Genomic DNA, 24955 nt, shown 5'->3' with positions numbered 1-24955 from the left:
GAACCTAGTTCCACTAGACCCAGTTCCAGATCTGGACTCTCATACGCCCAGGAGGGCACATGCGCCGTACCGTTGCGGTCGTTCTCGTCGCGTTTGGGGTCTTCTTCCTCGCCTTTGCCCCCATGATGCGCACGTGGCTGTCGAGTTCCCTGATGAAGACCCCCCTGGACTACTACAGCGAAACGGTCCTTGAGGCCGACGGGGCCACCTACTTCAACATCGAGGACGTCGAACTCGTCGAGGACGCCACCCTGGAGGCGCGTTCGACCATCCGTGCCGACGTGGCCTCCAGCACCGACGAGACGGTGGTGTGGGACCAGTTCACCTGGGTCAGGGACGCCGAGACCGACTTCGGCATCACCTCCAGCAGCCGCCGCGCCGGGCACGACCGCGTCACCGGGGAGGCGGTCGACTGCTGCGACTCCATGGTCAACGACGAATCCGTCGCCCAGAGCGGTCAGGCCTGGAAGTTCCCCTTCTTCACCGAGCAGCGCGACTACGACTTCTACGAGACCACCGCGCGGGAGGTCGTCCCCATGGAGTTCCAGGGGACCGAGGAGGTCGGGGGCGTCGAGGCCTACAAGTTCGTACAGGAGGTAGAGGACGAGGTCATCGGCGAGCGCACCCTGCCCCGCTCGGTGGCCGGGATGGAGGGCGAGGGCGACGTCACCGGCGACGAGGTCTTCTCCATCACCCGCACCTACTGGATCGAGCCCGTCACCGGCTCCCCCCTCAAGATCGGCGAGGACCAGAACCGCGTCGTCGTCGTGGACGGCGAGGAGGTCCTGACGCTGTTCGACGCCGAACTCGTCTCCAACGACGAGTCCGTCCGGAACGCGGTCGCCAACTCCGAGCAGGGGCGCACCGTGCTGCCCCTCCTCCAGACCACCCTGCCCGTCGTCTGCCTCGTCGCCGGTGTCGGTTTCATCGGCGTCGCGGTCGTCCTGTCCGTCACGGGCCGCCGTCGTGACCACCACCACTGACCCCCGCACCCGCTCCCCGCGGACGCGCCCGACCGGGCGCGTCGGCGAGCGGCCCGGCGCCCTCCGGCCGCGGTGACGGAGAGGACGCGGGCCACGGGACCGGCGGCGGCCGGGGCCGCGCGCGGCGACGGCGGGACGCTCGGCGCGCTGGTCCGCGCGTGCCGCCCCCGGCAGTGGCTCAAGAACCTCCTCGTCCTGGCCGCGCCCGCCGCGGCCGGGGCCCTGGCGCAGACCGGGGCGCTGCTGACCAGCGCAGCGGTGTTCGCCCTGTTCTGCGCGGCGGCCAGCGGCACCTACCTGCTCAACGACGTCCACGACGCCCGGCGCGACCGCGCGCACCCGCGCAAGCGCCACCGCCCGGTGGCCTCCGGCGCGCTCCCCGTCCCCGTGGCCGTCGCGGTCGGGACCGCGCTCAGCGCCGCCGCGCCGCTGGCCTCCCTGGCGCTGGGCGATCCCGCGCTGTCCGCGCTGGTCGCCGGGTACGTGCTGCTCACGCTCGTCTACACCCGCTACCTGCGGGACCTGGTGGTGTGCGACCTGGTCGCGGTCGCGGCCTGCCACGTGCTGCGCGCGGTGGCGGGCGGGGTGGCCGTCGGCGTGCCGCTGACCTCGTGGTTCGTGATCGTGGTGTCGCTGGCCGCCCTGTTGGTGGTGGTCGGCAAGCGCGAGGCGGAACTCCGTGCGACCGGCGCGTGCGGTGCCGGGGCCGCCGCGCCCGGCGACGCCCCCGGGGGACCCGCCGCCGCGGCGGACGCGGTCCGGCCAGCCCTGCGCGGCTACAGCACCGCCTACCTCTCCCAGACCCGCACCATGGCCTCGGGCGCCATGATCGTCACCTACTGCCTGTGGGCGCTGGAGCCGGGCGACGGACCCAGGACGCTCTTCCACGCGCTGAGTATCGTGCCGTTCATCATGTTCGTCCTGCGCTACAACCTGCTCGTGGACCGGGGCGTGGGGGAGGAGCCCGAGGAGGTCGCCCTGCGCGACCGGCCCCTCCAGCTCATCCTCTGCGGGCTCGCGGTCCTGGTCGCGGCGGGGATCCACCTGTGAACCCGCCGCCGGACCGGCCGACCCTCCTGCATGGGTGGGGACGCACCGCGCCCACGGCCGCCAGCGTCGTGCGCCCCCGCACGCCCGCCCAGGTCGCCGAGGCGCTCGCCCGGGCGGGGGAGCGCGGGGCGCTGCCGCGCGGACTCGGGCGCTCCTACGGCGACGCCGCCCAGGACGCCGGAGGCCTGGTGCTGGACTGCACCGGGCTCACCGGTCCAGTGCGCGTGGACGCCGAACGCGGCGAGGTCACCGCCCCCGCGGGGACCAGCGTGGACGCCCTGCTCGCCCGCCTGCTGCCCCGCGGCCTCTTCGTCCCCGTCACCCCCGGGACCCGCCGCGTCACTCTGGGCGGGGCGGTCGCCGCCGACGTCCACGGCAAGAACCACCACGCCGACTCCTCCCTGGGCGCGCACCTGCGCTCCCTCACCCTGGTCACCCCGGACGGGCGCACGCGCCGCCTGGGGCCGGAACCCGGCGGCGACCCCGACCTGTTCTGGGCGACCGTCGGCGGCATGGGCCTGACCGGGGTGATCACCGAGGCCACCCTGGGCGTGATCCCGGTCCGGACCGCTTACATGCGGGTGGACGCCGACCGGACGCCGGACCTGGAGGCCACCCTGGAGCTGATGGCGCGCCCCGGCCACCGGTACTCGGTGGCCTGGCTGGACCTGTTCGCCCGCGGGCGCGGCCTGGGCCGGGGCGTGGTCACCCGCGCCCACCACGCCGAGCCCGGCGACCTCCCGGGACCGCTGCGCCGCTACCCGCTGCGGTACCGGAGCGCGAGCCTGCCCGTGCCGCCCCTGACCCCGCCGACGGCCACCCTGAACCGGTGGACCGTCGGCGCGTTCAACGCCCTCGAACACGGCCGCGCGCCCGGGAGGCGGCGCGGCCGGATCCAGCCGGTGGGCGGCTACTTCCACCCGCTGGACGCGCTCGACGGGTGGAACCGGCTGTACGGCAGGCACGGCGCGGTGCAGTACCAGTTCGTGGTGCCCTTCGGCGCGGAGGACGTCCTGGCGTGGATCGCCGGGGAGCTGTCGCGCAGGCGCGCGCCCTCCTTCCTGGCGGTCCTCAAGAGGATGGGGCGGCCCACGCCGGGACCGCTCTCCTTCCCCCGGCCCGGGTGGTCGCTGGCCGTGGACCTGCCCGCCGACCTGCCCGGACTCGGCCCCCTGCTGCACCGCTTCGACGAGCGCGTGGCAGGCGCGGGCGGCCGCCTGTACCTGGCCAAGGACAGCCGCGCCAGCCCCGGGGCCGTGCACGCCATGTACCCCGGTCTGCCCGCGTGGCGCCGGGTGCGCGAGCGGGCCGACCCGGACGGGGTCCTGGTCTCGGACCTGGCCCGCCGACTGCGACTGCTGTGACAGCGCGGCCCTTCGGTGGCACGATGACGGCCGTCCCCGGCACCCGGGGACGCACACTCCGGAAAGGCAGGGACAGCCGTGCGCGACTCGGTGGGAGCGGTGCGGAGCGTGCTGCTCCTCGGCGGCCGAAGCGAGATCGGCCTGGCCATCGTCGAACGGCTGGTCCGCGAGGGCGCCCGCGAGGTGGTGCTGGCCGCCCGGGGCGGGGTGCCCTCCCCGCCGGACGCGCTCACCGCGCTCGGGGCGCGGACGCACTCGGTGGACTTCGACGCGGGTCTGCCCGACACCCACACCGGCACCGTCGCGGCCGCGGTGGAGCTGGTGGGCGACCTGGACGTGGTGGTGGACGCGTTCGGTGTGCTGGGCGAGCAGTCCGAGTACGAGGCCGACCCGGCCGCCGCCGCCCGCGCCGCCGCCGTCAACTACACCGGGCACGTGTCCGCGGACCTGGCAGTGGCCGCGCGCCTGCGCGAGCAGGGCCACGGGACGCTCGTGGTGCTCTCCTCCGTGGCGGGGGTGCGGGTGCGCAGGTTCAACTTCGTGTACGGGTCGGCCAAGGCGGGCCTGGACGGCTTCGCGCAGGGCCTGGCCGACTCCCTGCACGGGTCCGGTGCGCGGGTGCTGGTGGTGCGGCCGGGCTACGTGCCGACGCGGATGTCGGCGCACGTGGCGCCCGCCCCCTTCCCGGCGACGCCGGGGCAGGTCGCGGACGCGGTGTCGGCCGGGCTGCGCTCGGGGGCCGCCACCGTGTGGGCGCCGCGCGTGCTCCAGGCGATCTTCGCGGGGATGCGGCTGCTCCCGCGCCCGCTGTGGCGCCGCCTGGGCCGCTGAGGCGGGGCCCCGGGTGCCGCGCCAGCCGCGCCTCCGGTCAGCGCGGGCCCGCCTCCTCGGCGGTCAGCCGGTAGAACGCCAGCGGCAGCAGGCAGCACAGCATCACCGCGGCGGGCACCAGCGTGCTGCCGACCAGCATGCCGCGCAGCGCCTCGTCGCTCTGCCGGACCGCCTCCCCGGCCCCGGACTCCACGTAGCCGCTCACCGCCAGGGCCAGGGACAGCAGCCCGGTTCCCACCGACTGCGCCATGGCCTCCCCGGCGGTCCACACGCCCGAGAGCACGCCGCCCTGCCGCCGCCCGGAGGCGTCGGCGGTGGCCAGGCAGTCGGCCAGCATCGACCACGGCAGCAGCGTCGTCCCCGACAGGCCCACGCCCACCAGTACGGAGGACAGTACGGCGCCGGGGAGGCCCCAGATCGGGATGAGCAGCAGACCCAGACCGCCCAGGGCGAACACCGCCGCCGCGTACCCGGCGGCGCGGCGCTTGTCCACCCGCAGGGACAGCCGCCGCCACAGCGGGGCCGAAGCGATCAGCGGCACCAGCACGCACACCATGAGCACGCTCGTGTAGCCCGGCTCGCCCATGACGTTGGCCGTCACGTACGGCACGCCCGCGACCATGGTGCCGCCCGCCGTGGCCATCAGGAGGTTGGCGGGGAAGAGCACCCGGAAGTGCCGGTGGGCGAAGGCCACCCGCAGCTGGGCCGCCAGACCCTCCGTGCGGTGCGCGAACACCGGGCGTGGCGCCCGGCGCGTGCCCACCACCGAGCCCAGCATCGACACCAGCACCACGCAGCCCATGAGCAGGCCCATCAGCCGGTACCCGGCCACGGGGTCCGCGGGGGCCGACTGGACGACCGGCGCCAGGGCGCCGCCCAGCATCAGGGCGAGCCCGACGAACGCGGTCCGCCACGTGTTGAACGTGGACCGCTCGTGGTAGTCGGAGGTGATCTCCCCGGGCATGGCCGTGTGCGGCACCTGGAACACCGACGAGGCCAGCGCGGCGGCCACGAACACGGCCGCCACGTACACCGCGGCGGAGCCGCCCTCCAGCGGCGGCCCGGCGAACATCGCGGCGAACAGCACCGGCAGGGTCAGCGCCCCCGCCAGCATCCACGGGCGCCGCGGCCCCCACGGCGAACGCGTCCTATCCGACCAGATCCCAATATACGGACTGACCAGAAGGTCGACCACCTTGGGCAGGAGCACCACCGCCCCGGCCAGGGCGGGGCTCACCGCGAGCGTGTCGGTCAGGTAGATGAGGAGCAGCAGCCCGGGCACCGTGTTGAAGATCCCTGTGGCCACCGCGCCGCTGCCGTACCAGGCGTGTACGGAACTGGGCAGCGGAGCGACCGGCCCGCCGACCGTGCTCCGGGCGGCGGCCTCCGGAGCGGCCGCCCCGGACGCGTCCCCTCCCACCGCGGCGCCCCCGGGCCCGGTGCCCCCGGACGCCGCGGAGTCGGCCGCGGCGGTCACGCGCGCCCGTCCGCGGGCGTCGTGGCCTCCGGCGCCGCGGCGGATCGTGCCGCCTCCGGGGCCTCCCGGCCCTCGGGAGCCGCGCCGCCCTCCCCGCCGCCGTCGCCGTACAGCTCCTCGTGCCCCACCGGGTCCACGTCGTGCGCCACGGGGCAGCCCGCCGGGAAGGTGCCGATCCGGTTGACGTCGTACCCCTTCGGGTAGCTGCGGATGTTCGGGTTGTCCTCCGCCCACAGCGGCACCTCGCGCGGCTTCATCCGGCGCACCACCAGGGCCCGCAGCCTCAGCGCCAGGTGCGCCGCCAGCCGCCACGCCCTGCTGGGCGGCTCGTAGCGGAAGGTCTCGATGAGCGACTCGTCCAGGATCGCCATGGAGAACTTCCGGGCCGGCCCGGACACGCGCCGCGGGTAGAAGGACACCATCAGGTCGAGGGTGGCGTCGGAGACGGCCCGGCCGCCCTCGGTGTAGGCGAAGTGCTCGCGCTCGTAGGAGTCCAGGAGCTCCCGGAACTGCGCGTAGCTCTCGGGGACGTCCTTGATCCCCATGTACCGGCCGAGCCTGCGGTAGTAGTGCGTGATCGCCGAGATCTCGTGCTCGCTCAGCCTGCGCCAGCCGTAGCCGTGGTCGTTGATCCAGCGCACCGGCATGACCACGAACGTGCTGAGCACGTAGCGGTAGTCGTCGTTGCTGATGTCGTAGGAGCGGTGCATCTGGTTCATCCGGCGCAGCGCGTCGCGGCCCCGACCGGGCTCGAACCCGTACCGCATCATGTTGTTGAGGATCAGCGCGGTGTCGTCGTAGCGCTTCTGGGTGCTGCCGGTGAACTCGTCGGTCCGGCCCAGGAGTTCGCCGATGCTGGGCACGGCGTAGGTGCGGTACAGGGCGATGCCCAGCGCCTGTCCCATGTCCCAGGGGAACTCCTGGGAGTTGAGGATCTGCATGATCCGTACGCAGTCGGCCTCGTGGTCCAGGTGGTGGATCTCGTCTCTGAGGTCGAAACGCTTCATCCGCGGTTCCTTCGGGGAGAGGGGGTCGGTCGAGCGGGGGAGGGGGTCTGGGGCCGGGGCCGCTACCTCTGCGCGTCCTCCTCGGAGGCCGGCGCGGACGCCTCCCCGGCCGGCCCCTCGGAAGCCTCCCCGCCCGCGGGTGCGACCGCCTGGTCCGGCGCGGGCACGCGGGCGCCCGTGGCGGCGACCTCGCGGGTCACCATGCCGTGCGGGACCGGGCAGCCCTGGGGGAAGGTGCCGATCCGGGAAGGTTCGTAGCCCCGGGGGTAGCTGCGGATGTTGGGGCTCATCCTGGCCCAGCGCGGCTCCCGGCGCGGCGGCATCAGGCGCACCACCCGGGCGCGCAGCCTCAGCGCGCCCGCGCTCAGCCGCCGCCAGGCTGTCGAGGGCTCGGGGTAGCCGAAGGCCCGGATGAGCCGGTCGTCGAGCAGGGCCTTGGTGAAGGGGCGAACCAGGGGCCGCTGCCAGGCCGGGTAGAGGTCCACCATCAGCCCCAGGGTGGCGTCGGAGACGGCCCGGCCGCCCTCGGTGTAGGCGAAGTGCTCGCGCTCGTAGGAGTCGAAGAGCTCGAGGAACCCGGCGTAGTCCTCGGGGATGTCCTTGATCCCCATGTGCCTGCCGAGCTTGCGGTAGTAGTTGGTGTTGGCGGCGATCTCGTGGTCGCTCAGCCTGCGCCAGCCGTAGCCGTGGTCGTTGATCCAGCGCACCGGCATGACCACGAAGGTGCTCAGGACGTAGCGGTAGTCGTCGTTGCTGATGTCGTAGGAGCGGTGCATCTGGTTCATCCGGCGCAGCGCGTCGCGGCCGCGACCCGGACCGAACCCGTGCTCCATGATGTCGTTGAGGATCAGCGCCGTGTCGTCGTAGCGGTGCTGCGTGCGCTCGGTGAACTCGCGCGTGTGCGCCAGCAGCTCGCCGACGCTGGGCACGGCGTAGGTGCGGTACAGGGCCAGGCCCAGGGCCTGTTCGATGTCCCACGGGAACTCGTGGCTGCCGAGGATGCGCACGATCTGCTCACAGTCGTCCTCGGCGTCCAGGGCATGGATCCGGTCGCGCCACTCGAACCGCTTCATTGGCAACTCCAGTCACCTTCGTGCGGGCCCGCTCGGACGGGGCCATGGTCTGCGGGTGTGGCACGCCCTCGGCGCTCCACGGGGCGCACTTTACCTGGAAGCCCCTTGTGTACACCGGCTCCGGGTCTCCGAGCGTGTCCGCAACCCGGCAGAGCGTCCGAAACCCCCGGGTTCGTCCCCGGCGGACGGCACGAGAGGGGCGGGGACCGGTGGTCCCCCGCCCCTCTCCCGGAACGGACTCAGGCGGCCATCCGCTCGGCCACCCGGTTCACCAGCGTCACCAGCACCGCCTTGGCCGACTCGCGCTCACGCGCGTCGCACAGCACGACGGGGATCGCGGGGTCCAGGCTCAGCGCGGCGCGGACCTCCTCGGGTTCGTACCGGTGGGCGCCCTCGAAGCAGTTCACCGCCACCACGAACGGCACGCCGCGCCGCTCGAAGAAGTCCACAGCGGCGAAGCACGTCTCCAGGCGGCGGGTGTCGGCGATGACCACCGCGCCCAGCGCCCCCTCGGACAGCTCCTCCCACATGAACCAGAACCGTTCCTGGCCCGGGGTCCCGAACAGGTACAGCACCAGGTGTTCGTTGATGGTGATGCGGCCGAAGTCCAGCGCCACTGTCGTGGTCGTCTTGGCCTCCACGCCGGACAGGTCGTCGATGCCGTAGCTGGCCTCGGTCATCACCTCCTCGGTGCTCAGCGGAGCGATCTCGCTGACCGATCCGACCATCGTCGTCTTACCGGCCCCGAAACCCCCCGCCACGAGGATCTTGAGCGCCGCCGGAACGGGCGCCTGCGTGTCGTCAGAGTCGCTGGATGCCATCGAGAACCGCCTGGAGTACGTCCCGGCTGACCGGGCTCTTCGCTGTGTAGGGGGCGCGGGCCAAGGCGAGGCCGCGGTTGAGCAGGTCGCTGAGCAGGACCTTGACGACGGCCACCGGGATGTCCAGGTGCGCGGACACCTCGGCGACCGACAGGGGCCGTCGGCACAGCTCCAGGATGCGTATCTGCTCCGGCTCCAGCGCCATCTCGTCGACCTCGGCCCGCTTGGCCGCGATCACGACGCTGATCATGTCCAGCTGCACGGTGTCGGCGTGGTCGCGCCCCTGCGCGATCACGTACGGCCGTACCAGTGGTCCGGCGTCCTGCTGTCCGACCGCGGCGCCCTCGTCGTACCCGCCGACCGCGTCCCTCTGGGGCAGGCCGTGCGGATCCTCCTCGGGCGGCAACTCGTTGTGCGCTTGCATGGCGTCCCCTATCGCGTGGCTTCCCCGGAAGCGCCCTCGCGTCTGGGCGCGGCGTCCAGATAACGGCCCACCTGCTCGACCAGCACGTTCATCTCGTAGGCGATGAGGCCGACGTCGGCGCTCTCCTCGGCCAGGACCGCCAGGCACGCCCCCCGGCCGGCGCCGGTGACGAACAGGTACGCGCTCTCCATCTCCACGACGGTCTGGAGCACCTCGCCCCCGCCGAAGTGGCGGCCGGTGCCCCGGGCCAGGCTCTGGAACGCGGACGCCACCGCGGACAGGTGCTCGGCGTCCTCCTTGACCAGCTCCCGGGAGCGGCCGATCAGCAGCCCGTCGGCGGAGAGCACGATCGCGTGGCGGGAGCCCACCGCGCGGTCGAGCAGCTCGTCCAGCAGCCAGTCGATGTCCTTCTTGCCCGCGCCGCTTCCACTGTCACGCTGGGCGCTTTCGGGAGTACTCGTCACGGTTACGCGTCCTTGTCGGTGTCGTTGGTCTGCTGCTTGCCTTCGCGCCGTCCGCGGTCCGTGCCCTTCTGGAACGCGGACATGTTCCGGCGCAGGCGCGCCAGACGCTCCTGGCCGTCCTGGGCCCCGTTCGGGGAGGACGCGCCCGCCGCCGCGGGGCCGCTCCGGGTGTCGGCCGCGGGGTCGGCGGCCAGCTGCGGAGCCAGGTTCTCCTGGGGCCGCCGCTTGGGCAGCGGCGGCCGTCCCCCGCCCGCCTCGACCATGGCGGGCGGTTCGGCGTCGGTGGAGGGTTCGGGGTCGGGGACCGCGCTGACGGACGGGGTCCGGGTGGGCAGCGGCGTCCGGGTGGGCAGCGCGGGGCGGTCGCCGTCCGCGTCCAGGAGGTCCGCGCCGCCAGCCGGGGCCTCGGCGGTCACGGCGCCCTCCCCATCGCTCCCGGCGGGGTCCGCGGAGTCCTCGTCCTCCCGGGCGGGGGTCTCCTCCTTCGGCGCGGACACCGAGGTCAGCACGGGCTTGACGCGCCTGCCGGACGACAGCTCGCCGCCGGGCGTGCGGTCCAGGATCTCGCGCACGTCCCACACCTGCTCTCCGCTCTCGTCGGAGGGCAGCGGGGAGCGGTCGCCGGAGATCAACTCGTGCGGCAGCAGGACGATGGCCTGCACGCCGCCGTACGGCGACGGGCGCAGGTGCACGCGGATGCCGTGGCGGTGGGCCAGGTGCGAGACCACGAACAGGCCGAGGCGCATCTTCTCGTTGAGACGCATCACGTCGAACTCGGGCGGGCTGGACAGCAGCGCGTTCGCCGAGGCGAACTCGCTCTCGGTCATGCCCAGGCCCCGGTCCTCGATCTCGACCGTGACGCCGTTGGGCACGTCCTCGCTGCTCAGGCGGACGTGGGTGTGCGGCGGGGAGAACATCGCGGCGTTGTCGACCAGCTCGGCGACCAGGTGGATGACGTCGGCCACGGCCGGGCCGTTGAGGTGCACGCGGGCGATCCGCTCGCGCTTGACGCGGGTGTAGTCGCCCGACTCGGAGATGGCGCCGCGCAGCACGTCGATCAGCGGCATGGGGCGGTGCCAGGTGCGGCCCGGCGCCTCGCCGCCCAGGATGAGCAGGTTCTCGGCGTTGCGGCGGGAGCGGGTGGCCAGGTGGTCGAGCTTGAACAGCTGGGCCAGCTGCTCGGGGTCCTCCTGCTCGCGCTCCATCCGGTCCAGCAGGCGCAGCTGGCGGTGGACCAGCGTCTGGCTGCGGTGCGCGATGTTGAGGAACACGCGGTTGACGCCCTGGCGCAGCTCGGTCTGCTGCACCGCCGCGTTGACGGCCGCGCGCTGGGCGGTGTTGAACGCCCTGGCCACGTCGCCGAGTTCGTCGTCGCTGGCGGTCAGCGCGGGCAGGGCCGCCTCGGTGTCCACGCGCTCGCCCTCGTGCAGGCGGCGCATGAGGTCGGGCAGGCGGTTCTCCGACAGGTCGTTGGAGTCGTCGCGCAGGCGCAGCAGGCGCTCGGTGAGCACGTTGGAGGAGCGACGGGCCAGCAGGAACGCGAACCCGATGACGGCGGCGACGCCGAGGCTGCCCGTCACGGCGACGACCAGGGCCCGGTTGGCCTCGGCGAGGGTGACGTCCGCGGCGTACAGGGCCTCGTCCGCGCCGATCGCGGTGAGCTCGGACAGGACGTGGTCGTAGGCCTCGTCCCACGCGGCGCGGTCCACCGGCATGGACAGGTCCTGGACCTCGCTGACCGCCAGGGTCACCGGGTCGGTGACCGTCTCGGTGCCCACCTGGCGGTCGGTGATCTCCTCCTGCATGCGCTGGAGGTCGGCGTACTCCTGGCTCGCCAGCAGGTTCTCCAGCCGGGCCTCCTGGCCCTCGCCCTCCAGGTAGTGGCCGTTGGCGGCGAGCATGCTCTCGTAGGAGCCGACCAGCTCGGTGAACTGGCGCTGGTCCTCCAGGGACAGCTCGTCGGTGGCGAAGGCGTGGGCGATCTGGGCGTCGGACCGCGCGAACAGGTCGACCGTGCGGAACATGTAGGTCGCGGTGAAGCTCGGGCTGACCGCGTCGTTCCCGTCGCTGCCCGCGCGGGTCTGGCTGTCGAAGCTGTCGGCGCCGTGCAGGATCAGCTCGTTGTAGTAGTCCAGGACGTCGGCGCGGGAGGCCTCGCCCGCGTCCACCGCCGCGCGGATCGCGTCGATCTCGCCGTACTGCATGTGCAGCATCTCGATGTGGTGGCCGCTCTCGCCGGGGGCGATGTCGGCGAAGCCGACGAGCTCGCCCACGACCGCGCCCAGGGAGCCGTCGGTGCTCTCGCGGGCCTCGGCCAGCTGGCCCTCGGTCTCCGCGTCCCCCGGGTTCTCGATGAGGGCGATCGTCTGCGTCCGCTCCCGCATCACGTCCACGAGGCCGATCGCCGCCGGGGCGACCAGCTCGTCGGTGGCGTGGGCGCGGAGGCGCTGGACGACCGCGTCCCCGGCCAGGGCCACGGTCAGGGCCAGCCAGAGCACCACCAGGGCTGTGGTGGGGATCATGACCATTGCGCGGATGCGGGAGGTGATGCTCCGACCGCGTCGCTCGGGTACTGCCTGCACGGTTCTCCTGTCGATCCGCGTCCGGGGGTCTTGTGGGGGTGGGGGGTGGGGGCCGCCTGGGGGAGTCGGCGCGTCCCGGTCCGCCTGTGCGCGGTCCCGTGTCCTGCGGGCTGTGTCCGTGGGGGTTCTCGACACGGGACGTACCGCAGGGTAGCCACAAACGCGGCGTTTCGGCGTGGGGGATCGTACCTCGCCGGTGAAACGCTGAAATATCCGGGTGGTGGGGGCAGTCTGCCATGGGAGACGAGAATGTCCACCTCTCGGGTGGGCGGTAGGGGTGTTTCCTCCTGTGAAGCCTTGTGACAATAGGGCAAAGGTCACATATGGCGGAGAGTATGGCAAGTCCTGCTCCGGGTGACCGGTTCCTCCCTCCCCGGACCCGGCCGCCGTCGCGAATGTCCGCGTTCGACCCGCGCTCCGGCGCCGCGCGTACTAGCGTTGCGTGCCGAAGAGGGGACACCGCGTGACGGGAGGATGTGCATGGGCCAGCCGCTGGGCGGGGGACCGCTCGCCGTGGAGGCCGCGGTCGCGGGGGTTCCGCTGCTGGTGGTCTGCGCGGCGGCGCTCTACCTGCTCCTGCAGTACCGCCGCTACGGCCGTCCGCACGGCTGGCCGGGCCTGTGTACCGCGGCCGCCCTGGCCACGGGCGTCGGTCTGGCCGCGTACGCGGTCTGGCCGCTGCCCGCCTCCGCCGACGGCCTGTGCGCGGACCCCCTCGGCGGCCGGTCCGGCCGGGCACTCCTGCCCGCGCCCGGGGAGTCCGGGGTCCTCGCCCTGTTCCTGGCGGTCGGGCTGCTGGCGCGGCACCGCTTCCGCCGAGGCGCCGCGCTCACCGTGCTGCTGGGCGCGGCCCTGGCCGCGGCCGTGGTCACCGTCCGCGCCACCGGACTCCTGGGCATGTACCCGTGCGCCTACGCCGGTGCCCCGGCGGGGCTCGTGGCCTGGGGCGCGGTCGCGACCCTGCTCGGCTGGCTGCTCGCCCGGTGGGCACTCCCGCCCGGGTACGCCCGCGGCTGGCCCGCGGCCGTCGCGGACCGCGCCGTGCCCGGCCCGGTGCGCAGGCTCACCGGGGCCCTGCTCGACCTGGGCCTGTGGTGGTTCGGCGCGGCCTCCCTCGCCGTCTGCGCGCAGGCGCTCGGCGCCCCGGGGCCGGGAAGCGGGGCGCGCACGACCGCCCTGCTGTGCCTGGGCGGGGCCCTGGCCCTGGTCCCCGCTCTGACGCGCCGCGACCGCGCCACCCCCGGCGCCGCCTCTGTGCGGCTGGCGCTGTGCGAACGGGGGTACCCGGCCCCGGCGGCCCGTCGGCGGGTCCTGGCGCGCACCTGCCTGCTCCAGGGCCCCGTCGTCGTCCTCGTTGCCCTGGACCTGCCCTGGTACGCGCTCGCGGTGGCCGCGGCGCACGCCAGCAGCGCCCTGGTCCGGCCCGACGGCGCGGGCGTGGCCGACCTGCTGTGCGGGGTGCGCGTGCGCACCCGCGCCACCCTGGACGGCGCCCTGCCCTCACGCCTGGTCCGCTACTCCGCCCCGCGCGAGGAGCCCGTCAGCGCCAGGCCAGGTAGCCCAGCAGCAGCCCCGTGAACACCAGGATCGCGCCCAGGCCGCCGAACAGCACCCGCACGTAGTGCGACAGCCAGGGCGCGGACACGATCCGGGCCCGCTCGGGCGTGTCGGGGTCGTAGGCGACGGTCACGATCTCCCCGGCGCGGGAGGCCGTCCACCCGGTGTTCTCGTGCTCGGCGTGCACCTCGTGCCCGTCCTCGGTACGGAACTGCACGATCATCCGGGAGGCCGTGGAGGTCTCGTGGTAGCCGATCACACGTGCCTTGGCGCGCATCCCGTGGCGGCGCAGCCGCAGTTCCAGGCGCGTGTCGCGCGTGACCGCCCAGAGCATGACCACCCCGGCCAGGAACGGGATCAGGGGATAGAGGGTGGTCATCGCGCGGTACGTCCTCTCAGGTGTCCGGGGCGCTCGTACGGTCGGGGGAGGCGGCGGGGCCGACCAGGCCGCCGACCATGCGGGCCAGCGCCGTGTGGACCTCCTCGACGGGACGCCCGGGCTGGAGCGTGCGCCAGTCCAGTGCCACCGTCACCACCATGCCGAACAGGGCGGACCCGGCCAGGCCGGTGTCCAGGTCCGGTCGCAGCGACCCCTCCGAGGCCAGGTCGTCCAGCAGGCCGGTGATGACCCCGATCGCCTCGGTGCGGATCTGGAGGACCGTGGCGTACCAGGCCCGGTTGGTCCGCCAGGCCTCCGCCATGAGCAGGCGGGCCAGGGACTCGTGCTCGCCGATGAACACCACCCCGGCGCGCAGCACGGCGGCGAGCGCCTCGCGGGGGGCGGCGTCGGCCCCGGGAGGGGGCACCGCGCCCTTGAGCGTGTCGGCCAGCCGGGTCACGCCCCACTCCATCAGCGCCGCGTACAGCTCGCCCTTGCCGCCGAAGTTGTAGTAGACGGTGCCCTTGGCCACCCCGGCGCGCTCGGCGATCTCGTCCACGGTCGTCGCGCCGTACCCCTGCTCGGAGATCAGCGTGACCGCGGCCTCGAACAGGCGCCGCCGGGTGGCCTCGCGGCGGCCGCTCACGGGGTGGTCGGACGTGCTCGCACTCATCCGTTCCATTCTCGCCCATACTCGTACACGACGCGCCATGTCCGTCACCCGGCCCGCGTCACAGCTTCAGCGCCGGGTGGAGCGCGCCCATCGTCCACACGCGCTTGCGTTCCACCGTCCACCAGGTGAGCAGCAAAGGCACCACCAGCCACAGCCCCATCACCCCGAACGCCGTCCGGACCAGGTCCGGGTCGCCGCCGCCGATCATGTGGCGCAGCGCGGTCACGCCCCAGTGCAGCGGCAGGAACGGCCCCACGGCCTGGAAGAAGGCCGGGCTGGTCTCGATCGGGTACGTTCCGCCCGCCGAGGTCAGCTGGAGCACCAGCAGCGCCAGCGCCACCACCCGCCCCGCCGCGCCGAAGGCTGCGTTCAGGTACTGCACCGTCGCGGCGAACGCGGCGGCGGTCAGCACCAGGAAGGCGATCAGCAGCGGCCAGTTCCCCGCCTCCAGGCCCAGCAGCAGGTGCAGGGCGGCCATCATGACCAGCACTTGGCCGACGCCGAGCAGGAGCGGGGCGATCCGCCCGGCCAGCGCCACACGCCAGGAGGGGGCCGAGGAGGCCAGGGCCCGCGAGGACAGCGCGGGCAGCACCATGAACACCACCATCGCGCCCACCCACAGCGACAGCGGCACGAAGAACGGCGTGAACCCCGTCCCGTAGTCGGGCGCCTCGTTGGAGACGGTGCTGTCCAGCCGGACCGGACGGCTCATCGTCGAGGAGGCGTCGTCGCGCCCCTGCTCGGAGTAGGTGGGAACCTGGTCCGCGCCCTCGTCGAGCCCCCGGGCGAGCTCGTCGGAGCCCGAGGCCAGCTCCTGCAGGCCCGAGTGCAGCTCGTCGGCGCCGCCGCTGAGCTCGCCCAGCCCCTCGTCGAGGTCACCGGCGCCGTCGGCGGACTCCGCCAGCCCGTCGCGCAGCCGCGCGGACCCCTCGGCCAGCTCGGCCAGGCCCTCGTCCAGCTCGTCGGCCCGCTCCCGGGCGTCCTCGGCCTTCTCCACCATCGCGGGAAGGTCCTCCGAGAGCGCGGCGGCCTCCGCGCTCAGCGCGGCCGCGTCCTCGGCGGTCGCGGTGATCGCGTCGCGGTTGTCCTCCACGAACCCGGCCGCCGACTCGGCGGTGTCCACGGCCGCCTGGAGGTCGCACAGCAGGGTGTACAGGTCGGGGTCCTCGCTCTCCAGCCCGGGGTGTTCCTCCAGGTAGGACGCCAGACGCTCGTCCACCTCCTCCAGGGCCCCGGTGTCGACCTCCGGCAGCTCCTCCAGGGCCGCGGACAGGGCCGCGGTGACCTCGGCGGCGTTCCCGGCGTGCTCCTGGAGGGAGGGGATGTCCTCCTCCAGCCCGGGCAGCCACTCGTCGGCCAGCGCGTCGAGCTTGTCCACCTGGGCCGAGACCTCCTCGGAGGCGGTCGCGGCTCCGTCGGCCAGATCCTGCGAACCGGAGTACAGCTGGTCGAGGCCGCCGCTGAGCTCCCCGGCGCCCGTGTGCGCCTCGTCCGCGCCCCCGGACAGCTCCGAGGACCCCTCCTCCGCCTCGTCCGCGCCGCCGGACACCTCGTCGGCCCCCTCGGCGGCCTCCTCCGTCCTGCCGTGGATCTCGTTGAACCCGAGGAAGATCTGGTCCAGGTAGCCGTTGATCGCCGACGCCGCGGCGGCCTCCTGGATCTCGCGGAACGCGCTTCCGGCCAGTTGGCGGACGATGAAGCTGTTGGAGTCGTTGTAGTGCGCCTCCAGGGTCGCCGGGGCGGGGGACTCCCGGTCGCGGGAGGGGGAGGTCAGGTCGGCGCTGAAGTCGGAGGGGATGGTCAGGGAGACGTAGTAGGTGCCGTCGGCGACACCGCGCGCGGCCTCCCGGGCGCTCACCAGGTGCCAGTCCAGGTCCCCCCGTTCCAGGAGGGTGTCGGTGAGCTCACCCCCGGCGTCGACCTCGCTGCCCCCGGCCTCCACCGGTTCGTCCTCGTTGACGAGGGCGACCGGCAGGCGCTCCATCCGGCCGAAGGGGTCCCAGAACGACCACAGGTACATCCCCGAGTAGAGCAGGGGGATGAGCAGGAGGGCGGCCAGCGCGGCGGCGGGCAGCGGCGAGCGCAGGAAGGAGCGCACGGTCAGCAGCCCGAGCCGGGGCACCGCCAGGGGGCGCACGAGCGGGCGCGAACGCCTACGCCGGACCACGGTCCCCGCCCTCCTTCCGGCCTCCGCGCAGGATGTCCAGGCCGACGTGGCGGCGGTGCCGCCCGCGGAGCCCGGCGTCGTCCGGTCCCGCGGCGGACGCGCCGCCCTCGGGGTCCGCGCCTCCGGTTCCGGAGGCGGACGGATTTCCGGTTCCGGAGCCGGACGGGTCGCCCGCGTCCTGGCGCAGCGGGATCGGCCCCCGCGTGTCCGGCCCGGCCACCTCGGCCAGCTCGCCGGAGTCGGCGCAGGTGGCGACCACCGTCAGCCCGTCGTCCGCCAGCGCCTTGAGGGTGCGCCACAGGTCGGCCTGGTGCCCGGGTTCCAGGCCGCCGTCGACGTCGTCGACGGCCAGCAGCCGGGGCTCGGCCAGCAGGGCCAGGGCCAGCCCGAGGCGGCGCCGTTCGACCATGGACAGCTCCCGCACCAGCGACCGGCGGTCCAGCCCGCCCAGCCCCGCGGCCTCCATCGCCTCGTCGGCCAGGCTCCGCGCGGCGGGGCGCATGCGCAGCAGCAACCCCTCGGACAGGTGCTCGCGAACCCGGAGCCGCTCGTCCAGGGGGTTGACCTCGTCCATCAGCCCGAGCGAGCTGATCCGTCGGACCCGGCGCGCGTGCCGGGGCAGGGCGTGCCCGTCCACGTGCAGCGTTCCCTCCGAGGGGCGCATCCGGCCGGTCAGGGTGAGCAGCAGGGCGCTGCGCCCGCCCCCGGAGTCGGCCCGGAAGACGGTGAGGGTGCCCGGCCGGGCCGTGAACCCCACGCCCGTGTACACCGGGCCCTCCCGGGTGGCGAGCCCGACGCCCTCGGCCTGTACACGAGCTCCGGTCGCCCGTCGCATTCCTCAGCCCCCTCCGTTTTTTGAACTGACCAGTCAGTTCAAAACTGCGGAAACCACCGTACAGCGCGCATACGCCTCCTCCGGGCAGCGGGAGCTGTGGAGTGTCGCACAGCGCCGCCGCCCCCGTGCGCCGCGCGCGACCGGGTAATGGGATTGGATGGGAGTGGGAGGACGCGTACCACCGAACGAACGGGAGGATCGGGATGTCGGAGATCTCCGAGCGGGTCGCGAGGGTCCTGGACGACCCGGAGAACTGGCCCAGCGACCCCAAGGAGGCCGTCGCGCTCCAGCGCGGGCTCGCCGACCGGGTCCGCGTGGAGCCGTTGGACGTGGACGCGGTGCGGCTGGTGGCCGGGTTGGACGTCAGCTACGCCACCGACAACACGGCGCTCTCCGCGGCGGCCGTGGTCATGGACGTGCGGACCCTGGAGGTGGTCGAGTCCGTCGCCATCTCCTCGGAGCCGTCCTTCCCCTACATCTCGGGGCTGTTCGGGTTCCGCGAGTCCCCGCCGGTCCTGGAGGCGCTGGGGCAGCTCGAGGTGACCCCGGACGTGTACCTGTGCGACGGCTTCGGCCTGGCGCACCCCCGCCGCTTCGGGGTCGCCTGCCACCTGGGGGTGCTCCTGGACCTGCCGGTGGTGGGGTCGGCCAAGTCGGTGCTGTTCGGCAGGCACAGCGTGCCCGGTGAGGAGCGGGGGTCGTGGACGCCCATGGTGGCCGGGCGTTCGGAGGTGGTCCCCGACTCCTTCGCGCTGGCAGACCAGGGCAAGGAGGTGATCGGACGCGTGCTGCGCACCCGCAGGGGGGTCAAGCCCGTCTACGTGTCCGTCGGCCACCGGGTGGACCTGGAGGGCGCGGCCGAGCTGGTGCTGCGGCTCTCGCCCAAGTACCGCGTGCCCGAGCCGGTCCGGCACGCCGACAAGCTCTGCGGCGAGCACCGCAAGGCGGTACTCGCCGCGAAGGAGGGCCGGGCCGACTGACCCGGTCCGGGCCGCCGGACCCCGGCTTCCGGCGCCCTGGGCTCCGGCCGAGCCTGCGAGGGCGCGGGAACGCGGGGGCGCGCCGGGGTTCTGCAGGGCGAGCCGAGCCGTTGGCGAGGAACGAGCGTCAGGCGTGGGCGAGGACGAAGAAGGCCCGGCTTCCCGCGCCCTGGGCTCCGGCCGAGCCTGCGAGGGCGCGGGAACACCGCCTACCAGCTCGTGGGAACCGGGCGCCCCTCGTTGTACCCGGCCGCGCTCTGCACGCCCACCACGGCGCGCTCGTGGAACTCCGCCAGCGAGGAGGCGCCCGCGTAGGTCATCGAGCTGCGCACACCGGCGACGATCTGGTCGATCAGGTCCTCCACGCCGGGGCGCTCCGGGTCCAGGTACATCCGGCCCGTGGAGATGCCCTCCTCGAACAGCGCCTTGCGGGCCCGCTCGAACGGGGAGTCCTCGGCGGTGCGCAGCCGGACCGCGCGGGCCGACGCCATGCCGAAGCTCTCCTTGTACTGCCTGCCCTCGGCGTCGCGCATGACGTCGCCCGGCGACTCGTAGGTGCCCGCGAACCACGAGCCCACCATCACGTTGGACGCGCCCGCGGCCAGGGCGAGGGCCACGTCGCGCGGGTGGCGAACGCCGCCGTCCGCCCACACGTGCCCGCCCAGCTCGCGCGCCGCCTCGGCGCACTCCAGCACGGCGGAGAACTGGGGGCGGCCCACGGCGGTCATCATGCGGGTCGTGCACATCGCGCCCGGGCCCACACCGACCTTGACGATGTCGGCGCCCGCCTCGATCAGCTCGCGCGTGCCCCGGGCGGTGACGATGTTGCCCGCCACGATCGGCACCCGCGGCGACAGCGCGCGCACCTTGGAGACCGCGGTCAGCATCTTCTCCTGGTGGCCGTGCGCGGTGTCGATGACCAGGGTGTCCACCCCGGCCTCCAGCAGCTCGGCGGCCTTGCCCGCCACGTCGCCGTTGATGCCGACGGCCGCGGCCACGCGCAGGCGGTCGTCCGAGTCCACGGCGGGCGTGTACAGGGTGGAGCGCAGCGCGCCCGTGCGGGTCAGCACGCCCACCAGGGCGCCGTTGCCGTCCACGACCGGGGCCAGCCGGTGGCGGAAGTCGTGCAGCATCCCGAACGCCTCGCGGGGCTCGGTGCCCGCCGGGATGGTCATCAGCTCGGTGGACATCACGTCGCGCAGCTGCGCGAAGCGGTCCGTTCCGGCGCAGTCGGCCTCGGTGGCCACGCCGACGGGCCTGCGGTCCCCGTCCACCACGATCACGGCGTTGTGCGCGCGCTTGGGCAGCAGATTGAGCGCCTCGCCCACGGTGCTGGACGGGTTGAGCGTGATGGCGGTGTCGTACACCAGGTGCCGCTGCTTGGTCCAGGAGACGACGTCGGAGACCACGTCGAGGGGGATGTCCTGCGGGATGACCGCGACACCGCCGCGCCTGGCGACGGTCTCGGCCATCCTGCGCCCGGCGACCGCGGTCATGTTCGCCACGACCAGCGGGATCGTGGTGCCGGTGCCGTCCGGCGACGACAGGTCCACGCTGAGCCGGGAGCCCACGGAGCTCCGGTTGGGGACCATGAACACGTCGCTGTAGGTCAGGTCCTGCTGGGGTGCCTGGTCGTTGAGAAAACGCAATGCCTCTACCTCGGTCGAGACCGAAGGGGGTGGACCATCCGCCGCATGCCGCGCGCGGCCGCCTGTTGATCCCCCTCTTACCGGTCAAGTATGCCGTCACGAATTAGGTCGGTCGACCCCCGATCTGGCATGATGACCCGGATCCCCGCCGACACAGCCCTTCCCCGCCCCTGTCAGCGCGTCGTCGGGCGCCGGGGCCCGGACGGGCGTTCCTGGAGAGCCCGCATGCCGCGTTTCACTTTCGCGCAAGTCAAGGAAGAGACCTACAAGGCGAAGGACGCCTGGTGGACGGTCTTCCTGGTGGACCCCCTGGCCGGACGCCTCGTCGTCTGGACCGCGAACCGCACCGACATCACGCCCAACCAGCTGACGCTGGGGGCGGGGGTCTTCGGCCTGCTCTCCATGCTGTGCTTCGTCGCGCCGGTCCTCGTACCGGGCGCCGAGACCTTCAACTGGGCCTGGCTGCTGGCGGGCGGACTGCTCTTCCACCTCAGCTTCGTGCTGGACTGCATGGACGGCAAGATCGCCCGGCTCAAGGGCACCGGCACGCTCTTCGGCGGCTGGGTGGACTTCGTCTTCGACCGCATCCGCTTCTTCGGCTGCGTGATGGCGCTGCTGATCGGCCAGTGGCTGCTCACCGGCCACGAGGTCTACCTGATCGCGGCGCCGGTGGTGGTCTTCTTCGACCTGCTGCGCTACCTCAACGGCCCCCAGGTCGCCAAGACCCGCCGGACCATGAACCAGATCCTCGCCGAGCTGACCGGGGACACCGAACGGCTCGCCGCGGCCCAGCGCGAGGCCGACCCCGAGGACGAGGAGACGGGGGAGGCGCCGGCCCGCCCGGGCGCCCCCGCCCCGACCGGCCTCTACCCGCGCGTGCGCGACCGGCTCCTGCGCCACCGGGTGCGCCCGCACCTGTTCAGCGGCATCGAGTTCGAGATGTTCCTGTGCGTGGTGGCCCCGGTGACCGCGCTGGTCTCCCTCTTCACCCCGCTCAACAGCCTGATCATCCCCGTCGCGGTGTTCTCGGTCCTGGCGCTGGCATTCTTCGAGGTGGTCCTGGTCCTGCGGCTGTGGAAGGACACGAGCAGGTTCGAGGCGCGCCGCCGCCGGCTGTTGGCCTCGGGCGCCGTCCCCGGCGCCGCCGCGGCCCCGCACCCGACCAGCGGGAGCTGAGCCGACCCTCTCCGCCGAGGGCGCGGCGTACACGGGAGGGGCGGGTCCGCGCCGAAGCGGACCCGCCCCTCCCGTGTACGCCGCGCCCTCGCGCGGAAGCCGGGTCAGACCCCGACCTTCTCCTTGTCGCGTCCGCCGCCGTTCTCGCCGCCGCCGGTCCTCCCGGCCCCGTCGGCCTTCCCGGAACCGCTCGGCGCGCGCAGCGCGGAGTCCTGGCGGAGGAACCACGTCAGCTGCGGTTCCACGGCCCAGCGCAGGCCCGCGCGCACCCACGGGGTGCACAGCAGCAGCGTCAGCGCCACGCCCAGCAGGACAGTGACGACCATCTCCGTCGCCCCGGACATCAGGCTGTACCAGGGCGAGGCCTGCAACAGGACGATCACCACCGAGTGCCCCAGGTACACGTACAGCGTGTAGGCCCCCAGGGAGGTGAACCACGTGCGCTGCTTGGGCATCAGGGCCAGGACCGCGAACGACATCACCAGCGCGAGGGCCATGAAGCCGACCCGCACGCCCAGACTCGGCAGGATCGGGTCGATCTCGCGGTCGGTGAGGCTGCTGGTCCAGAAGAGCCAGGAGCGGCTCATCTGCTCGGAGATGGGCACGGCCAGCGCCGCCGTCACCCCCAGCACCAGCACGGACGCGATCCGCACCCAGAGCCGGTCCAGGTAGGCGAAGTGCTCGCGACGCAGGCTCAGCCCCAGGACGAAGAACGGCAGGAAGCTCACCACGCGGCCCAGGGAGAGCGTCTCCCCGAGGCTCGCCGTGGCCCCGAACACGGAGATGAGCACCGCGATGAGCACGGGCCAGCGCAGCCGCTTCCAGACCGGCACGCTCAGGCGCCACACGAACAGGGCGACCAGGAACCACAGGGCGTAGGTCGGCTGGAGCACCGACATGGACTCGGGCAGGCCGCCGCGTTCGACCGCGTAGATGGACTGGTGGATGGTCCAGAAGATCAGGTAGGGCACCGCGAGCGACACGACCAGCTTCTCGACGCGGTTCGACGAGGCGTCGAAGGACCGCGAGAGGTAGCCGCTGATCATGATGAACGCGGGCATGTGGAAGAAGTAGATCCAGTAGTAGAGGGCACTGGCGGGCCCGTACTCGCGTAGTGGGCCGATCGCGTGGCCGACGACGACCAGGGCGATCAGGACGAACTTGGCATTGTCCAGACGGGCGTCACGGCCTGGACCCGGGGCCGCCGTGGTGGGGGCTGCCGCGCCGTGCCCCGGTTCCTGACGCTGGGATGCCGGACTGGTCATGGATGAGGCCACGAGTGGACTCCGAGATCATCTGCTTCTGGGACGTGTGTGCTCTCTTCCGGCCGTGCACGCGGACCGCGGGCCGACCGTGGGGCCGGAACGCGGGTGGCGCGGTGCCGCGTGGGGCGCGAGGGGGACACCGTAAGGTCGGATGAATGAACATGTGCTGCGTTACCTTACTGTGATGTAGCAAAGTATGCCAGCGGTTCTCCGGAGATCGTTGGAAAGATGCCGGAGTCCTGCCTCGGTTGAGGTAAGGGTGGGGCTCGTGAAACGTCTGTGACGCGAGCGGCTCGGCCGGGGGTAGCTTTCCGTGTGCAGACACTAACCCATCCGCGCCACCGTCTTCTACAGAGGGTGACGGAGCGGGTCTGCTCCGGCCCCGGCCCGCGTGGGCCGCGCGGCTGACTGTGTGGCCGCGGCGGACGCGCCGCTAGGCTGCTCTCGTCAGACGGGCGGTTCCGACCCGGTCGATAATACGGAAGAAGGCGGTGGAAGCCGTGCCGCACGCGGTGGACCCCAACCGTGCCGCTCAGCACGGGAACGTGGTCATGCGACTCCTCGACGAGCTCTTCCCGCTCGTGGAGGGGTTCTACGTCGACCTGCACAAGAACCCCGAGCTCTCCCACGCCGAGCACCGCACCGCCAGCGGTGTCGCCGAGTGGCTCACCCGGACCGGTTACGAGGTCCACAAGGGCGTCGGGGGAACCGGCGTGGTCGGCATCCTGCGCAACGGACCGGGGCCCACGGTGATGCTGCGCGCCGACATGGACGCGCTCCCTCTGGAGGAGAGGACCGGGCTGCCCTACGCCAGCACCGCCCGCGCCGCCAACGAGGAGGGCGCCGAGGTCCCCGTCATGCACGCCTGCGGGCACGACGCCCACACCGCGTGCCTGGTGGGCGCCGCCGACCTGCTCTCGGAGACCCGCGACGAGTGGGCCGGGACCGTGATGGTCGTCGCCCAGCCGGGCGAGGAGACCCTCGACGGGGCGCAGGCCATGCTGGAGGACGGGCTGTTCGACCGCTTCGGCCGTCCCGACGTCATCCTCGGCCAGCACCTGGGCCCGCAGCCCGCCGGACTGATCTCCCACCGCGCCGGGGTCATCCTCGGCGCCTCCAACTCCTACCGCGTGCGCGTGTACGGGGAGGGGGGCCACGCCTCCCAGCCGAACACGACCGTGGACCCGGTCCTCATCGCGGCGAGCATCGTCACCCGCCTCCAGGGCGTGGTCTCCCGCGAGGTCAGCCCGAGCGAGATGGCGGTGCTCACCGTCGGCAGGATCCAGGCGGGGACCAAGGCCAACATCATCCCCGACGAGGCCTACCTGGAGATCAACACCCGGGCCCTCAACGACAACGTGTCCGCCCAGCTCGAAGCGGCCATCGAGCGGATCGTGCGCGCCGAGGCCGCCGCCTCCGGAGCCGCCCGCGAGCCCGAGATCGAGCGCTTCCAGGGCGCGGGCGTCACCCGCAACGACACCCAGAGCACCGCCGACGTGGCCGCCGCGCACCACGCCTACTTCGGTGACGAGTACGTCATCCACCTGCCCGACCCGTTCCCGGCGACCGAGGACTTCGGCTACTTCGGCCTGCCCGGCGACCCGCAGCCGATCCCGTACGTGTTCTGGTTCGTCGGCGCCACCCCCCACGACGTGTGGGAGGCCGCCCCCGGCGACACCCCGTACGAGAAGATGGGCAACGTCCCCAGCACCCACTCGCCGTTCTTCGCGCCCGCCCGCGAGCCCACCCTGCGCGCAGGGCTGGCCGCGATCACCGTGGCCGCGCTGTCCTACCTGGGCGACGACAGCCCGAAGGCGGCGGCCGAGGACGCGCCCAACGACGCCTACGACAGCGCCTACCTCGCCGCGTCCTGGCCCGCCCCGGACGAGGACCGGGCGCAGACCGCCTGGCCCGACCCCGAGGAGGACCGGCCCCGGTCCCCGTGGCCCGCCCCGGACGAGGACCGGGCCAAGTCCACCCACGAGGCCGACATGGACGCCGTGATGGAGGCCCAGGACGAGGAGCACCGCCGGGAGTGGCGCGACGGCAAGACCGAGGAGTCCACGCTGTCCGCGGACATGGCCGCGCTGCTGGAGGAGGACGACCGGCCGCGCCCGCCGTCCGGCCCCTCCTACGGGGGCCCGCCCCCGCCCCCCGACGACGACCGTCCCGGCTCCGAGTACCGCCTCTGACCACGG

The 24955-nt window shown here is 73.3% G+C and carries 21 protein-coding genes; 8 read left to right on the top strand and 13 right to left on the bottom strand.

Annotated elements, in window-relative coordinates; all coding sequences use genetic code 11:
• Positions 1-59 precede the first annotated feature (59 nt).
• The 4 genes from KGD83_RS24490 to KGD83_RS24475 all read left to right on the top strand — a co-directional run bounded on the left by KGD83_RS24490 (position 60) and on the right by KGD83_RS24475 (position 4228).
• Complete coding sequence (locus KGD83_RS24490) at positions 60-983, top strand: DUF3068 domain-containing protein (protein ID WP_212641362.1); 924 nt, start codon at positions 60-62, stop codon at positions 981-983.
• 72 nt (positions 984-1055) lie between these two features.
• Positions 1056-2033: a decaprenyl-phosphate phosphoribosyltransferase gene (locus KGD83_RS24485; RefSeq protein ID WP_212641361.1), complete on the top strand. Its 978-nt coding sequence runs from the start codon at positions 1056-1058 to the stop codon at positions 2031-2033.
• Positions 2030-3397 carry an FAD-binding oxidoreductase gene (locus KGD83_RS24480; RefSeq protein WP_212641360.1) on the top strand — a complete coding sequence of 456 codons (1368 nt, stop codon included), beginning with the start codon at positions 2030-2032 and terminating at the stop codon, positions 3395-3397. The genes KGD83_RS24485 and KGD83_RS24480 overlap by 4 nt, the downstream gene beginning before the upstream one ends.
• Before the next feature lie 78 nt (positions 3398-3475).
• Positions 3476-4228: an SDR family NAD(P)-dependent oxidoreductase gene (locus KGD83_RS24475; RefSeq protein ID WP_212641359.1), complete on the top strand. Its 753-nt coding sequence runs from the start codon at positions 3476-3478 to the stop codon at positions 4226-4228.
• 37 nt (positions 4229-4265) lie between these two features.
• Here KGD83_RS24475 and KGD83_RS24470 read toward each other — a convergent pair whose 3' ends face one another.
• The 7 genes from KGD83_RS24470 to KGD83_RS24440 all read right to left on the bottom strand — a co-directional run bounded on the left by KGD83_RS24470 (position 4266) and on the right by KGD83_RS24440 (position 12076).
• Entirely contained in the window at positions 4266-5705 is a 1440-nt protein-coding gene (locus KGD83_RS24470; protein WP_212641358.1) for an MFS transporter, read from the bottom strand.
• Positions 5702-6712, bottom strand: coding sequence for an oxygenase MpaB family protein (locus KGD83_RS24465; protein WP_212641357.1), 1011 nt, complete (start codon positions 6710-6712; stop codon positions 5702-5704). Before KGD83_RS24465 ends, KGD83_RS24470 begins: the two co-directional genes overlap by 4 nt.
• Before the next feature lie 62 nt (positions 6713-6774).
• Complete coding sequence (locus KGD83_RS24460) at positions 6775-7785, bottom strand: oxygenase MpaB family protein (protein ID WP_212641356.1); 1011 nt, start codon at positions 7783-7785, stop codon at positions 6775-6777.
• 239 nt (positions 7786-8024) lie between these two features.
• Positions 8025-8606 (bottom strand): GTP-binding protein, encoded by a 582-nt coding sequence (locus KGD83_RS24455; RefSeq protein WP_212641355.1) that lies wholly within the window; start codon positions 8604-8606, stop codon positions 8025-8027.
• The gene (locus KGD83_RS24450) at positions 8587-9030 is read right to left on the bottom strand and encodes a DUF742 domain-containing protein (protein ID WP_212641354.1); all 444 of its coding nucleotides are present in this window, start codon (positions 9028-9030) and stop codon (positions 8587-8589) included. Before KGD83_RS24450 ends, KGD83_RS24455 begins: the two co-directional genes overlap by 20 nt.
• A gap of 8 nt (positions 9031-9038) precedes the next feature.
• Positions 9039-9494, bottom strand: coding sequence for a roadblock/LC7 domain-containing protein (locus KGD83_RS24445; protein ID WP_013151333.1), 456 nt, complete (start codon positions 9492-9494; stop codon positions 9039-9041).
• Positions 9495-9496: 2 nt separating this feature from the next.
• A complete protein-coding gene (locus KGD83_RS24440) occupies positions 9497-12076 on the bottom strand; it encodes a sensor histidine kinase (protein ID WP_256448816.1) in 2580 nt (859 codons plus the stop codon).
• A gap of 480 nt (positions 12077-12556) precedes the next feature.
• Between KGD83_RS24440 and KGD83_RS24435 the strand changes: the two genes are divergently transcribed.
• Positions 12557-13654: an antibiotic resistance protein VanZ gene (locus tag KGD83_RS24435; protein ID WP_212641353.1), complete on the top strand. Its 1098-nt coding sequence runs from the start codon at positions 12557-12559 to the stop codon at positions 13652-13654.
• Here KGD83_RS24435 and KGD83_RS24430 read toward each other — a convergent pair.
• From KGD83_RS24430 to KGD83_RS24415, 4 genes are read right to left on the bottom strand one after another with little or no spacing between them, the layout of a single operon-like run.
• Complete coding sequence (locus KGD83_RS24430) at positions 13617-14012, bottom strand: DUF3592 domain-containing protein (RefSeq protein ID WP_212641352.1); 396 nt, start codon at positions 14010-14012, stop codon at positions 13617-13619. The two genes, KGD83_RS24435 and KGD83_RS24430, sit on opposite strands and share 38 nt — an antisense overlap.
• 16 nt (positions 14013-14028) lie before the next feature.
• Positions 14029-14694 carry a TetR/AcrR family transcriptional regulator gene (locus KGD83_RS24425; protein ID WP_212641351.1) on the bottom strand — a complete coding sequence of 222 codons (666 nt, stop codon included), beginning with the start codon at positions 14692-14694 and terminating at the stop codon, positions 14029-14031.
• Positions 14695-14743: 49 nt separating this feature from the next.
• Complete coding sequence (locus KGD83_RS24420) at positions 14744-16852, bottom strand: YhgE/Pip domain-containing protein (RefSeq protein WP_212641350.1); 2109 nt, start codon at positions 16850-16852, stop codon at positions 14744-14746.
• Positions 16839-17687, bottom strand: a complete 849-nt coding sequence (locus KGD83_RS24415; RefSeq protein ID WP_212641349.1) for an ATP-binding cassette domain-containing protein — start codon at positions 17685-17687, stop codon at positions 16839-16841. The genes KGD83_RS24420 and KGD83_RS24415 overlap by 14 nt, the downstream gene beginning before the upstream one ends.
• 203 nt (positions 17688-17890) lie before the next feature.
• Between KGD83_RS24415 and KGD83_RS24410 the strand changes: the two genes are divergently transcribed.
• Complete coding sequence (locus KGD83_RS24410; RefSeq protein WP_212641348.1) at positions 17891-18667, top strand: endonuclease V; 777 nt, start codon at positions 17891-17893, stop codon at positions 18665-18667.
• Between the two features lie 209 nt (positions 18668-18876).
• Here the strand turns inward: KGD83_RS24410 and KGD83_RS24405 are convergent, their stop codons facing one another.
• Entirely contained in the window at positions 18877-20316 is a 1440-nt protein-coding gene (locus tag KGD83_RS24405) for a GuaB1 family IMP dehydrogenase-related protein (protein ID WP_212641347.1), read from the bottom strand.
• A 225-nt stretch (positions 20317-20541) separates the two neighbouring features.
• On the opposite strand from KGD83_RS24405, the gene KGD83_RS24400 reads away from it, so the two are divergent.
• Complete coding sequence (locus tag KGD83_RS24400) at positions 20542-21492, top strand: CDP-alcohol phosphatidyltransferase family protein (protein WP_212641346.1); 951 nt, start codon at positions 20542-20544, stop codon at positions 21490-21492.
• 104 nt (positions 21493-21596) lie between these two features.
• On the opposite strand, the gene KGD83_RS24395 is transcribed toward KGD83_RS24400, so the two are convergent.
• Positions 21597-22757, bottom strand: a complete 1161-nt coding sequence (locus KGD83_RS24395; protein ID WP_212641345.1) for an acyltransferase family protein — start codon at positions 22755-22757, stop codon at positions 21597-21599.
• A gap of 491 nt (positions 22758-23248) precedes the next feature.
• On the opposite strand from KGD83_RS24395, the gene KGD83_RS24390 reads away from it, so the two are divergent.
• Positions 23249-24949 (top strand): amidohydrolase, encoded by a 1701-nt coding sequence (locus KGD83_RS24390; protein WP_212641344.1) that lies wholly within the window; start codon positions 23249-23251, stop codon positions 24947-24949.
• The last annotated feature ends 6 nt before the right edge of the window (positions 24950-24955 follow it).

The sequence above is a fragment of the Nocardiopsis akebiae genome (genome assembly GCF_018316795.1).
Classification (GTDB): Bacteria; Actinomycetota; Actinomycetes; order Streptosporangiales; family Streptosporangiaceae; genus Nocardiopsis; species Nocardiopsis dassonvillei.
This window is presented reverse-complemented; position numbering and strand designations above follow the sequence as displayed.